This is a genomic window from Stenotrophomonas sp. YJH_SMC_73 (assembly GCF_059370155.1).
Genome location: NZ_JCAFTJ010000007.1, coordinates 157,460 through 170,617, shown reverse-complemented (window position 1 = coordinate 170,617; position 13,158 = coordinate 157,460). Strand labels below are relative to the sequence as shown.

Annotated in this window: 10 protein-coding genes; 5 read left to right on the top strand and 5 right to left on the bottom strand. The window is 67.3% G+C overall.

Going from position 1 to position 13,158, the window contains the following annotated elements:
* The first annotated feature begins 3 nt into the window (after positions 1-3).
* From AC5P8R_RS13250 to AC5P8R_RS13240, 3 genes are all read left to right on the top strand, one after another.
* Positions 4-732 (top strand): GNAT family N-acetyltransferase, encoded by a 729-nt coding sequence (locus AC5P8R_RS13250; protein WP_046430294.1) that lies wholly within the window; start codon positions 4-6, stop codon positions 730-732.
* A 28-nt stretch (positions 733-760) separates the two neighbouring features.
* Positions 761-1,477, top strand: a complete 717-nt coding sequence (locus tag AC5P8R_RS13245; RefSeq protein WP_049406437.1) for an SDR family NAD(P)-dependent oxidoreductase — start codon at positions 761-763, stop codon at positions 1,475-1,477.
* 94 nt (positions 1,478-1,571) lie between these two features.
* Positions 1,572-3,518 carry an EAL domain-containing protein gene (locus tag AC5P8R_RS13240; RefSeq protein ID WP_049440778.1) on the top strand — a complete coding sequence of 649 codons (1,947 nt, stop codon included), beginning with the start codon at positions 1,572-1,574 and terminating at the stop codon, positions 3,516-3,518.
* On the opposite strand, the gene AC5P8R_RS13235 is transcribed toward AC5P8R_RS13240, so the two are convergent.
* The gene (locus tag AC5P8R_RS13235; protein WP_014646907.1) at positions 3,515-4,126 is read right to left on the bottom strand and encodes a TetR/AcrR family transcriptional regulator; all 612 of its coding nucleotides are present in this window, start codon (positions 4,124-4,126) and stop codon (positions 3,515-3,517) included. The two genes, AC5P8R_RS13240 and AC5P8R_RS13235, sit on opposite strands and share 4 nt — an antisense overlap.
* A 104-nt stretch (positions 4,127-4,230) precedes the next feature.
* On the opposite strand from AC5P8R_RS13235, the gene AC5P8R_RS13230 reads away from it, so the two are divergent.
* Positions 4,231-5,307, top strand: coding sequence for an MBL fold metallo-hydrolase (locus AC5P8R_RS13230; protein ID WP_495223518.1), 1,077 nt, complete (start codon positions 4,231-4,233; stop codon positions 5,305-5,307).
* A gap of 166 nt (positions 5,308-5,473) precedes the next feature.
* Positions 5,474-8,593: a galactose-binding domain-containing protein gene (locus AC5P8R_RS13225; RefSeq protein ID WP_495223517.1), complete on the top strand. Its 3,120-nt coding sequence runs from the start codon at positions 5,474-5,476 to the stop codon at positions 8,591-8,593.
* A 59-nt stretch (positions 8,594-8,652) separates the two neighbouring features.
* On the opposite strand, the gene AC5P8R_RS13220 is transcribed toward AC5P8R_RS13225, so the two are convergent.
* Genes AC5P8R_RS13220 through AC5P8R_RS13205 form a run of 4 tightly spaced genes read right to left on the bottom strand, consistent with a single transcriptional unit; the run spans position 8,653 to position 13,157 of the window.
* Positions 8,653-9,630, bottom strand: a complete 978-nt coding sequence (locus tag AC5P8R_RS13220) for an ABC transporter substrate-binding protein (protein ID WP_014646904.1) — start codon at positions 9,628-9,630, stop codon at positions 8,653-8,655.
* 16 nt (positions 9,631-9,646) lie between these two features.
* Positions 9,647-11,392, bottom strand: a complete 1,746-nt coding sequence (locus AC5P8R_RS13215) for an amino acid ABC transporter permease/ATP-binding protein (protein WP_481440546.1) — start codon at positions 11,390-11,392, stop codon at positions 9,647-9,649.
* Positions 11,389-11,940, bottom strand: coding sequence for a GNAT family N-acetyltransferase (locus tag AC5P8R_RS13210; RefSeq protein WP_014646902.1), 552 nt, complete (start codon positions 11,938-11,940; stop codon positions 11,389-11,391). The genes AC5P8R_RS13215 and AC5P8R_RS13210 overlap by 4 nt, the downstream gene beginning before the upstream one ends.
* Positions 11,937-13,157, bottom strand: coding sequence for a M20 aminoacylase family protein (locus AC5P8R_RS13205; RefSeq protein WP_495223516.1), 1,221 nt, complete (start codon positions 13,155-13,157; stop codon positions 11,937-11,939). The genes AC5P8R_RS13210 and AC5P8R_RS13205 overlap by 4 nt, the downstream gene beginning before the upstream one ends.
* Position 13,158: the final 1 nt, after the last annotated feature.

Below are 13,158 nucleotides of genomic sequence, written 5' to 3'. Positions count from 1 at the left end.
GTCATGGATGATGCGATTTCCCCGTTGATCGATGCTGCCTGGCAGCGCGTGTTCGCCGGCCAGCGCACGTTGCAGCAGGGGCCGCAGCTGCACCTGGCGTGCAGCGATGATGTCGATGAGGGTGAGGACGGCATGCTGTTACAGCCGGTCGCGGGCCCCGCCCGAGCGCTGTTGCGTCCTGCCCTGGCCGCTCGCCTGCAACTGCGTGCGCAACCGCACTGGACACTGGCGCAGCTGCAACAGCGCTTGCAGCAGCTCGGCCAGCATACGCACGGCGCGGATCGTGTCTTCTACTTCCCCACCGCAACACTCGCCGCCCTCGCCGAACACCCTGCCCCACCACATATCCGCCGCCTCGGCGCGACCGACGCGGCAGCGTTCAACGCGTTCCAGGCCACCGCCAGCGAGGACGATCTCGATGCCGCATGGGTCGAGCTGGATCACTGGCAGGTGTTCGGTGCCTTCGACGGCGAGCGCCTGGTCGCTGCGGGAAGCATGTACCCCTGGAGCCTGGATCCAGCCTTCGCCGATATGGGCGTACTGACCCTGCCCGAGGCCCGCGGTCGCGGTCACGCGCGACAGCTGGTACACGCCATGGCCGTGTCCGCGCGGGCGTCCGGGCTGCAGCCGCAATACCGTTGCCAGCTCGACAACACCGCCTCGATCATCACCGCCGGACGCAGCGGCCTGCGCGCGTTCGCCGATTGGGACACCATTCTGGCGGCCGACTGAGGCCGCCGCAGCACAACAAGGAAGCCACATGAAATTGATGGTCATCGGCGCCAGCAGGGGCCTCGGTCGAGCGTTCGTCGAAGGCCTGTGCAGTGCGGGCGACACCGTCATCGGCGTTTCGCGCAGCCGCCCGCACGACCTCGAATGCCCCGAGGGCGTCACCCTGCAGTGGATCGAAGCGGATCTGTCCCAGCCCACCCTTGCTGCCAATCACATCGCAGCGCAGGCGCCGGCCGATCTGGATGTGCTCATCCACAACCTGGGCATCTGGGAAGAGACGGCCTTCAGCGACGAGTACGCCTTCCTCGACGAAAGCGATGCCGCGCTTGCCCAGCTGGTCGACGTCAACATCACCGCCACCCTGGTGCTGCTGCGGCGCCTGCTGCCGAGGGTACTGGGCGCAGCACGTCCACAGCTGGTGCTGACCGGCTCGACCTCGGCGCTGCCGCGCAGCGGCCGCCCGGAAGTGGCGTTCGGCGCATCCAAGTTCGCGCTCAACGGCATCGCCGATGCGCTGCGCGAAGGCTTCCGGGATCGGCGCCTGGCGGTAACCAGTCTGCAGCTGGGCTACCTCAACACCGACGATGCACTGTCAGTGCCGGTAGCGGACGCCGCAGCGCGCGGCGACGGCGCACTGGTGCCGGTCCATGATGTCGTGGCGATGGTACGCGCCCTGCTGCAGCTGTCACCGTCCTCCTTCGTGCGCGAACTGGTGCTGCCCGCCATCGCCGACCCGCGCTACTGACCGCAGGGACCTTGGCCTGCCCCTTGGTGGCCGCACAGGCGCCTGTGGTTTACCCTGCTCGTCACTGGCCGTCGGTCACAGGCGGGAACCTGCTATGGATGCGCTTTCACGGGTCTCGGCCCAGGTCCTGGACAGCGCCCTGCCCAGCCTGCCGCTGTACCTGCTGCAGGCCACGGCGGTGATCGGCATGATCGGCGTGCTGCTGATCGCCACCCGTCGCGCCGGGCACGCCATTGAAGGACGGCGCCTGTATGTCGGCATAGCGCTGGGCCTGATCTACCTGTTCAATTCCTGGTTCGTGGCCCGTTACACCCAGGGTGTGGTCAAGCTGCACCTCGGCTTCGACATCCTGCTGGTCAGTGGCCTGCTCGGTGGCTGGCGCGGCGGCTTGGCCTGCCTGGCCGCCGCCCTGCTCGCCCGCTACCAGTTCGTCGGCACCCAGTTCTTCCTGCCTGCCAGCCTCGAGGCCGTGTTGCAGATGGTGGCCGGCGTCTGGCTGCGCAGGCGCCTGCACCCGCGCATGCTCAACGAACTCTCACCACGCATGATCCTGCAGGCGTGGTCCGTGCGTATCGGGATGACCGCTCTGGGCCTGGCGCTGGGTGTGGCGATCATTGGGGCCGATCAACTACCGGTGGCCGAACTGGCGATCCAGCGCGTGCTGGCACTGCCGGTCTCGCTGCTGGTACTCGGCGCAGTGTTCGCGCTGGTCTACAACGATGCCCAGATCGATGCGCAGCGCCAGCGCGAACAGGCGTGGCTGCGCATCGATCCGATCAGCGGCCTGCCCAACATGCGTGCGCTCGGTGAACGCCTGCAGCGGTACTGGCGCGACAACGACGGCATCGGCAAGGCCTGCCTGATCGTGGCCGAGATGGGCAACCTGCGCGATCTGCGCCTGCGCTACGGGCCATTGCAGGACAACGGCCTGTGGCAGCGCGATACACCGGCCGACGTCCACCGGTTGCTGCCATCGCTGGCGGTGGACGACGTGGAGGTCTACCAGTTCGGTGATGCCGCGCTGGCGATCCTGGTGCGCGGCATGACCTTGTCCGAACTGCGCATACAACCGCAGATCACCGAGCTGGCCAGCAACCTGGCCGATCGGGTCGGCCGCGATTGGCCTGGCTTCCGGCCACTGTTCCGTTGTGCGGTGGTTGAATTGAAGCCCCCCGTTGATGCCGACGAAGGACATCTTCCGTTCCGCGCGATCACTGTGGCACTGAGCGCGATCGAATCCGGCGTCGTGTTCTTCGACGACCCGATCCAGCGCGACGGCGAGATCGACGCCCTGATCGAATTCGCCCTCGAACGCTGGCTGCAGCAGGGCGACGCACCGCTGTGCTACCAGCCCAAGCATCGCCTGCAGGACCGCCAGCTGGTCGGCGCCGAAGCGCTGCTGCGCATGCGCGATGGCGAAGGCCGGCCGATCGCACCGATGCGGGTGATCTCGCTGCTGCGCCGGCAGGGCCGGCTGGCAGACCTGGAATGGGCCACGCTGCAGTCGGCGGTGCACTTCCTGCAGCACTGCCGGCAGGACGGCGCGGCGCTGACCATCGCAGTCAATGTGTCAGCCGAATCCCTGCGCCTGCCCGACTTCGGCCTGCGCCTGCAGGAACTGCTGCAGCTGCGCGACATCCCCGGCGCGATGCTGCGCCTGGAAATCGTCGAGTGGACCGAAATCGTCGAGCGCGATGTGGTCGATGCCAACATCGCACAGCTGATGGCCGCCGGAGTCACCCTGTCGCTGGATGATTTCGGCGCGGGCTATTCGACCCTGATCCTGCTTTCGCAGCTGGCCATCGCCGAGGTCAAGATCGAGCAGGCGTTGATCGCCACGCTGTCCGACGCCAAGTCGCAGTCGATCGTTCGCTTCATCGTCGAAGTCGCGCACCGCTGCGGCGCGATCGTGGTGGCCGAGGGTACCGAGACCCTGGCCCAGGAACAGAAGCTGCGCGCACTCGGGGTGGATGTCGGCCAGGGCTACCTGTACTCGGCGGCGCTGCCGGCCGACGAGTTCCGTCGCTTCGCCGCCAGCTAGACCGCGTAGAAACCCAGGAACATGGCCACCGCCGATTCGGCGACGCGTGCGCGTTCCTGCGCGGTCAATGGTGGCTGCCCCATCGTCACCTGCGGCCAGAACGCGAAGCTCTTCACCAGCCCATGCAGCTGGTGGCCGGCGAATTCCGGATCAACCTCTCGCAACCGGCCATCGGCGATCGCTGCGCGGATCCACGCACTCTCCCCACTTTCCTTCTCGCCCATGCGGCAGACGATGGCCTGCGCCCGCTCCGGTGAGTGGATGACCTCGGCCATCGCCACCCGTGCCAGGTCGATGAAGTTGGCATCGCTGAGCAGTTCCAGCTTCTGGCCCAGCAACTGCAGCAGCTGCGCCTGCAACGGCTGGTCCGCGCGATACGGCAGTGCGTCGCTGGCCACGCTGCGTTCCCACAGCTCCTCCAGGATCATAGAAAACAGCGCTTCCTTGCTCGGGAAGTGGTTGTAGACGGTGCGCTTGGAGACCCCGGCCACCTCGGCGATGCGGTCCATGCTGGTCGCCTCGTAGCCCGATGCACGGAACTCCTCCACCGCCGCGCGCACGATGGCCTCGCGTTTGCGGTCGGTCAGGCGTTGTGGGGCACGGGGCATGGCGGAGACCGGATAGCTGAACGGACGCCACCATTTTACACCCAGTAGTGTACTTTTGAAAAATGCGAAACTACACTGTGCAGTGTACCCAGCGGACGTCACCCATGAAGCGCCTGCTCCTTGTCCTCCTGCTTGGAATCCTCGCCGTGACCGCCTACACCTTCTGCAAGTCCTGGTCCCTCCCCGACTTCCCCGATTCGCCGCAGTACCGCGACGGCAAGTTCCGCAATGCCCTGCCCCGTCCGGCGATGGGCCTGCGCGACGGTGCGGAGATCTGGTGGACGTTCCTGTTCAACAAGCCCAAGGGCACCGTGCCAGCCCACCCGATTCCGGTGCAGCCGCTGGACCGCGCCTCCCTGGATGCTGCGCCGGATCGCAGCCTGTTCCGGCTTGGGCACTCCACGATCCTGCTGAAGCTGCGTGGCCAGTACTGGCTGACCGACCCGGTGTTCTCCGAGCGCGCCTCACCAGTGCAGTGGATGGGGCCGGCGCGCTTCCACGCACCGCCGATCAGCATCGACGAACTGCCGCCCATCGCCGGCGTGATCCTCTCGCACAACCACTATGACCATCTCGACCATGCCGCGGTAATGCAGCTGGCCGGCAAGACCGCGCGCTTCATCGCACCGCTCGGCGTCGGCGACCAGCTGATTGCATGGGGTGTGGACGCCAGCAAGGTGGAACAGCTGGACTGGTGGCAGTCGACTGAAGCCAGTGGCCTGCGCTTGACCGCGACCCCGGGCCAGCACTTCTCCGGCCGCGGGCTGGGTGACAGCGACCGCAACCTGTGGGCGTCATGGGTGATCCAGGACGGCGACTTCCGCATCTTCTTCAGCGGCGACACCGGCTACTTCGATGGCTTCAAGGCCATCGGCGAGAAGTACGGACCGTTCGACCTGACCATGATCGAGACCGGCGCCTACGATCCGCGCTGGGCGTTCGTGCACATGCAGCCGGAACAGACCCTGCAGGCGCACCTGGACCTGCGCGGCAAGTGGCTGCTGCCGATCCACAACGGCACCTTCGACCTGGCCCTGCACGCATGGCAGCAGCCGTTCGAGCGCATCACGGCATTGGCGGCCGCAAAGAATGTGCCGGTGGCCACGCCGATGATGGGCGAAGCACTGGACATGCAGGCGCCGCAGGCGGGTACGCGATGGTGGGAGACGGTGGAGCTTTAACGGGGGATGCCGTTTGACCTGCCGGAAGCCATGTAGAGCCGAGCCATGCTCGGCTGCGTCAACCACGGAAGCGGCCTGCGGCGCTGCAGTGCGTCATGTAACCGATTACATCCCTTGCTAGCGTAGCGCTCGCCCGATTCCGGTCGAACCTGCGAGGCAGTCCGTAATGACGTTGCGCGCCGAACGCTCCAAGGTCTCCCGCTCAGCTATCCCATGGCGATCTGCCGCCGCCCTGCTGTTGGCCGCCCTGGCCTCCAGCGCACAGGCACAGACCCTCCCCCCGCGCAGCCAATGGCAGGCCAGCAGTTCCTCGCAGCAGGTACCGGCGATGGCGATCGGCCACCTGATCGACGGCGACCCGAAGACCGTGACCGGCGGCGCCTTCAGCCCCGGCCACTGGTTCCAGATCGATCTGGGCGCGCCCACCCTGCTGGCCGGTGCGCGCCTTACCTGGGATGTCTCCAACCCGGAAGGCTATTCACTGCAGACCTCGCTGGACGGCACGCAGTGGCAGACCGCGTACACGATGGCCGATTCGCTGGGCGACGTGGAAACGCTGTACTTCGCGCCGCGGCAGGCACGCTACCTGCGGCTGGCCAGCCCGCAGCGCACCTCCGATTGGGGCGTGTCGATCTTCGAGATGGAGCCACTGGACAGCACGCTCAGCGCACGCATCAGCGGTATCGATGCAACGCAGGCAGCGGCGCTCTGGCAAGGCGGCGGCACCGTCGCGATGCCGGCCGGGGCAAATGGATCCCATACGTTCGAGATCACGCTGCCGCGGGCCCAATCAACGGCTGGCCTGGTCGTCGACTGGGCCGATGGCGCGCGCGGCGCCGCGCGACTGCAGGTGCAGGATGCACAGGGCCGTTGGCAGGACCTCGCACACGATGCACAAGCGGCCAATCATCGGCAAAGCTGGCTGGCCGCCACTGCAGCACAACCCTTACGTACATTCCGCCTGAGCGTGGACGGCGCTGCACCGCAGATCGCGCGCCTGCGCCTGCTCGGCCCGAAAGCCGTGATGACGCCGATGAAGCGCTACCAGATCGCTGCCAGCGGCGCGCAGCGTGCGCTGTTCCCGGCGTCGCTGCAGATGCAGCAGACTTATTGGACGGCCGTCGGTGTGCACGCAGGACGACAGAAATCGATCTTCGACGAATACGGCAATCTGGAAGCCTTCAAGGGCGCGCCGTTGGTGCAGCCGATCTGGCGCAATGCCGATGGCCAAACCGCCGGCGCCGCCGCGCAGGCCATGCAGCATGCCCTGCGCGACGGCTGGAAGCCGATGCCCTCCGCTACGTGGTCACCGCAGCCCGGGCTGGAGTTGCGCAGCGAGGTATTCGCCATCGAGCGCAACGGCCAGCCGGTAACGTTCCTGCGTCATCGCCTGCACAACACCGGAAAAACCCGGATCGACGGCACGCTCAGCCTGGTCGTGCGCCCGATGCAGATGAACCCGCCATGGCAGAACGGCGGGCTGTCGCCGATCCGCGATGTGGCCATCGACAGGCAATCCGTGCGCATCAATGGCCGCACGCTGCTGCAGTCGCTCACGCCAGTGGCTGCGTCCGGCGCGGCGCCGTTCGGCAGGGATGGCGCCACGGAAATCACCGCGGACATCGCTGCCGGCCAACGGCCTTCCGCGCAACAGGCGCATGATGACCAGGGTCTTGCCTCGGCTGCGTTGGACTACCGCGTCTCGTTGGCGCCGGGAACCAGCGATGCCATCGTGGTCGCGTTCCCGTTGGGCACCGCCGCCGCGGATGCCAATGGCGTGCTGCCCGAAGCGCCTGCGCTGGATCTGGCCACGCTTCCCCGCGATGCCAATGCGGCGTTCGATTCACTGGCCACGCAGGCGTCCGCGGACTGGCAGGCACGGCTGGGCCAGGTCGGCCTGCGCCTGCCCGACCCATCACTGGTGGACATGCTGCGCGCGCAGGCCGCCTACATGCTGATCAACCAGACCGGCCCGGCGATGCAGCCCGGCCCGCGCAACTACAACCGCTCCTTCATCCGCGACGGCATGGCCACCTCGGCCGTGCTGCTGCGCATGGGCGAGGCCAAGGTCGCGCGCGACTACCTGGCCTGGTACAGCGAACACGGCGTACATGCCAACGGCCTGGTCTCGCCGATCCTCAATGACGATGGCAGCGTCAACACCGGCTTCGGTTCGGACATCGAGTACGACAGCCAGGGCCAGTACGTGGCGCTGGTCGCCGACGTTGCACGGCTGGATGGCGGACCCGAGTCGGTGCGTGACTACCTGCCGAAGGTGAAGGCCGCGCTGCACTTCCTGCAGGAACTGCGCGAGCGCACGCTGGTGCCCGGTTACAAGGCTGACCAGCCTGCCCCGGAACGCTTTGCGGGCATCCTTGCACCATCGATCAGCCATGAGGGCTATCCATCACCCACCCACAGCTACTGGGATGACTATTGGGGCCTGAAGGGGTGGCACGACGGCGCGTGGCTGGCCGAGGCGCTGGGCGACCACGAAACCGCCCGTTGGGCGCGCGAGCAGTACAAAGCGCTGTACGACGCATTGCGTGCCTCGATCCGCGCAACGATGGCGTGGAAGGGCATCGACTTCATTCCGTCATCGGCCGATCTTGGCGATGGTGACCCCACGGGCGTGTCGATCGCCCTGGACCCGACCGGCGCGCAGAGCGTGTTGCCGGCAGATGCGTTGCGGACCACCTTCGCCCGCTACCTGGAAGACGTGCGCAAGCGCAGCCAGCCCGGTGCGCTGTATGCCTACACGCCGTACGAGATCCGCAACGTGCTGAGCTATGTGCACCTGGGCCAGCCAGACGTGGCTGACGAGCTGCTGCAGGGCCTGCTTCATGACCGGCGCCCGCTTGAATGGCAGGTACTGGCCGAAGTAGTGCATTCACGGCTGCGCTTCCCGCGCTACCTCGGCGACATGCCGCATACCTGGATCGGCGCCGAATACGGCCGCACCCTGTTCGGCATGCTGATGCGCGAAGACGATGATGCGCTCTCGCTGCTGCCGGGCACACCGCCCTCGTGGGTGGCGGGGGATGGATTGACGGTGGAACGCCTGCCGACAGCGTATGGCACATTGCAGATGCAGGCGCTGCAGCGCGACGGGGTGCTGACGGTGGGGCTTGGCAAAGGGCTGCGCGGCGGAACGGCGGTGAAGGTCTGGTGGCCGGCGCGCACGATGCCGAAGACGGTGCGTGTGGACGGACGCAGCGTTTCCGACTTCGACGCCGAGGGCGTGCGCCTGGCGAAACCGTTCAGAACGCTGGAGGCGCGTTGGTAAAGCAGCCGAGCATCGCTCGGCTCTACAGAAGCGAAGGTCGCGCCGGGCCACGCCCGGTGTCATTGCAACGTCGGCAATCCCGGCGGGTTGGTCTGCGACTGCGGCACGGCTTCCTCGGCCACGTTCCACCGTTTCAGCGCCTGCGCGTAGGTGCCACTGGCGATCTGGGTGTTCAGCGCCTGCGTCACTGCATCAGCCAGGCCGCTGCCCTTGCGCGTGGTCACCGAGATCGCCGCAGCGTTCGGCCAGCCACCGGGGAACAGGCCGACGCGCCGCACCTTACCGTCGCGTGCGGAATAGGCGCCGGTGGCGTTGGGCTCGAACGACACATCGGCACGGCCGGTGATCACCGCCAGCCGCCCGACCACGGCGTCATCGAAGTACTGGTACTCCACCGGTTTCAATCCCGCCGCGATGTTCTGCTGGTCCCACTGCCGCAGGATCTGGTCCTGGTTGGTGCTGGCACCCACCACCACCTTCAGCCCGGCCACATCGGCCGGCTTCTCGATCTTCTGGATCGGCCCGTCTGCGCGCGTGTAGATGCCCAGCAGGTCGAAACGGTAGCTGGAGAAATCGAACTTCTTCTTGCGCTCTTCGGTAACCGTCACGTTGGACAGCACCGCATCGTACTTGCCTGATTCCAGACCCAGCGGCCAGTCGGCCCAGGCCACCGGCACGATCACCAGCTTCAGGCCCAGCGCATCGGCGATCAGGCGCGCGATGTCGGGCTCGATGCCCACAACGTCCTTGCTGTCGGCCCCGTAGTCGGCCAGCGGCAGCTGCCCTGGATGGGTGGCCACGGTGAAGGACCCGGGCGTGACGAAGCGATACCCCTTGGGGATCAATGACTGCGCCTCTGGATCGAACGTGCCTTTCAACACCGCCGTGTTCGCACCGGCCAGGCTGGTCGCGGCCACGGTGCCGGCATCCGGTGCCTGCCGCACGCGCGAATAGACGATACCGGTGATGCCGATGACCAGCACGCCCACGATCAACAGGGTGCTGCGTGAGGGACGACGCGGTGCTGCAGGGCTCATGGTGTTCCTTTCTCGGTTACAGGGTCTTGGCCAGGAAATCGGCGGTGCGCTGCTGGCGCGGGCGTTCGAACAGCACCTCGGGCGTGCCCTGCTCGATCACCCGGCCCTGGTCCATCATCACCACGTGGTCGGCTACGCGGCGGGCGAAGCTCAGCTCATGGGTGACGATCACCAGCGTGGTGCCGGAGCGGGCCAGCTCCTCGATCACGCTCAGCACCTCGGCTACCAGCTCCGGGTCCAGCGCCGAGGTCGGTTCATCGAACAACAGCACCTTCGGCTGCAGGGCCAGCGCGCGGGCAATTGCGATGCGCTGCTGCTGGCCACCGGACAGCTGGCGCGGGAAGGCATCGGCCTTGTCGGCCAGGCCGACCCGTTCCAGCAGCGTGCGCGCCTGCTGCTCGGCCTGCGCGCGCGGCACGCCACGCACCGCGATCGGTGCCTCGATGATGTTCTCCAGCGCGGTCAGGTGCGGGAACAGGTTGAAGCCCTGGAACACCATGCCCACTTCCGCACGGCGGCGTCGGATCTCGCGCTCGGGCAGCTCGTACAGGGTGTCGCCCTCGCGGCGGTAGCCGATCAGCTGGCCGCCGACAGTCACGTAACCGCCGTCGGCGCGTTCCAGGTGGTTGATCAGCCGCAGCAGCGTGGACTTGCCGGCGCCCGAAGGGCCGATCAGCACGGTCACGCTGCCGGCGCGCAGGTCCAGGTTCACGTCTTCCAGCACCGGCTGGTCGCCAAACACCTTGCCTACGCCATGCAGCGACACCGCCGCGCCCTCGCCCGCTTCAACCTGGGTGGCGATACGCGGGCGGCTTGCTACGCGCGGTGCGGCTTCGCTCTGCACACGCGGGGGCGATGACACCCGCGACACCGAGCGCTCGCGCTGCAGCTGGCCGCGCGCGAAGCGTTGCTCCACGCGCCGCTGCAACAGCGACAGCACGGTAAGTATCACCAGGTACCAGACCGTGGCCACCATCAGCAGCGGCACCACTTCCAGATTGCGGCGGTAGATCACCTGCACGGTGTAGAACAGCTCCGGCAGCGCCAGCACGTAGACCACCGAGGTGCTCTTGGCCAGGCCGATCACATCGTTGAACGCGGCCGGCAGGATCGAACGCATCGCCTGCGGCAGGATGATGCGGCGCACCTGGCGGCTACGCGGCAGGCCAAGTGCCGCTGCCGCCTCGTACTGGCCATGGTCGACCGAGAGGATGCCACCGCGGATCACTTCGGCCGAGAACGCGGCCTGATTCAAGGTGAGGCCCAGCACTGCGGCGGTGAACACGCCGATCAGCTGCGTGGTCGGGTACGAGAACAGGCTGATGCCGGTGAACGGCACGCCCAGTTCGATGGTGCTGTACAGGTAGCCCAGGTTGTTCAGCAGCAGCAACAGCACCAGCAGCGGGATCGAGCGGAACAGCCATACATAGCCCCAGGACACCGCCGACAGCAGCGGCGAGCCGGACACGCGGGCCAGCGCCAGCAAGGTACCCAGCGCGAAGCCGAGGCCGGTACCGAGCGCGGTCAGCAGCAGCGTGCGACCCAGGCCTTCCAGTACAGGCCGTGCGAAGAACCACTCGGCGAACGTGCCCCAGCCCCAGCGCGGATTGCCCAGCACGGATTGCAGCCCGATCAGGATCAGCGCCAGTGCCAGCACCGTGCCGAAGACCTGCAGCGGATGCCGGGCCGGCACGATCTTCAGCGCCGGTGCTGGCGCGGGGGGTGCGGCAATGCCATCCAGCGCAGTCGAAGGCGTGCTCATGCGTGGGCTCCGTGCAACACGGTCTGCGACGGCGAAAGCACTGGCGCCGGCGCACGTAGATGCTTCTCGAACGGCAGATGCGCGATGGTTTCCGGGTCGGCCTGCAGGTCGAACAGCGCGGTATAGCCGTGGCTGAGGTACAGGCCGACGGCTTCAGGCTGGCGGAAGCCGGTGGTCAGGAACACCCGACGGTACCCTTGCCGCGCCGCCTGGTCTTCCAGTTCCTGAAGCACGCGACGCGCGATGCCCTGCCTGCGCAGCCCGGGCAGCGTCCAGATGCGTTTGAATTCGGCGGTGTCCGGATCGCGGTGCGGCATGAAGGCGCCGCCGGAGATCGCCACACCATCGCGCAGCAGCAGCACGAACGCGCCTACCGGCGCCGCGAAGGCCTGCGCCGGATAGCGTTGCAGCTCCTCGCGGGCGCTGCCGCCGATGCGTCGGCGCACGTCGGCGTAACGGCTGTCGTACTCCTGCTCCAGGCCATCGAACAGCGGCCGCGCCAATGGATCATCCACCGAGGTATAGAGGAAGCGTTCGTTGCTGCTCATGCCACGTCCTTCACCAGATAGTCTTCGGCCAGTCGCGCCCACAGGCTGGCGGCCGGTGCGATGGCCGCGTCGTTGAACACATAGCGCGGGCTGTGCAACGGCGCGCTGTCGCCGTTGCCGACGAACACGAAACTCCCGGGCCGCGCCTGCAACAGGAAAGCGAAGTCCTCGCTGGCGGTGCGCGGCGCGAACTCCGGCACCACCTGTTCGTGGCCGAAGCCCTGTATGGTCACGTCGCGGATGTAGGCGGTCTGCTGCGGGTGGTTGATCACGCTGGGGAAGCCACGCGGGAACTCGATTTCGGCGCGTGCCCCGAAAGCGGCAGCGGTCTGCTCGGCAATTCCGGTCACCCGGCGGCGCAGCGTGTCGCGCACCTCGGGCAGGTAGGCGCGCACGGTCAGCTTCAGCTCGACCACGTCCGGAATCACATTGGCGGCCTGCCCACCATGGATCGAACCGACGGTGACCACGCCCATCTGCCGCGGGTCGACATTGCGCGACACCACACTCTGCAATGCAGTGATGATGTGCGCGGCGACCAGGATCGGGTCCACGCTGCCCTGCGGCTCGGCACCGTGGCCGCCCTTGCCGATCACCTTCAGCCGCGCCCAGTCGACCGACGCCATCGCCGGGCCGTCGACGAAGCCGAAGTGGCCCACCGGCACGCCCGGCCAGTTGTGCAGCCCATAGATCGCATCCACCGGGAAGCGCTCGAACAGGCCATCGGCGATCATCTTCGATGCACCCGAGCCGGTTTCCTCGGCTGGCTGGAACACCAGCTGCAAGGTGCCGTCGATAGTGCCGTGATGGGCCAGGTAATGCGCGGCGGACAACAGGATGGCGGTGTGACCATCATGGCCGCAGGCATGCATCAGGCCGTCGGTCTGGCTGGCGTAGGCCAGCCCCGAATCTTCGTGGATCGGCAAGGCATCGATGTCCGCACGCAGCCCCAGCCGACGGCCCCCCTGCCCACGCTGCAACGTGCCGACCACGCCGGTGCCGCCGAGACCGGTGGTCACCTCATAGCCCCACTGCTGCAGCAACTCGGCCACACGGGCGCTGGTGCGGTGCTCCTCGAAGGCCAGCTCCGGGTGGCGGTGCAGGTCATGGCGGATCGCGATGGTGGCCTCGGCGCGTGCCGCGATCTCGGGCAATACGCCCGTCGTTTGGGAATCCCGCCGGGCATGGCCCGTTGCTGCCGCAGTGTCTCCGCTCATT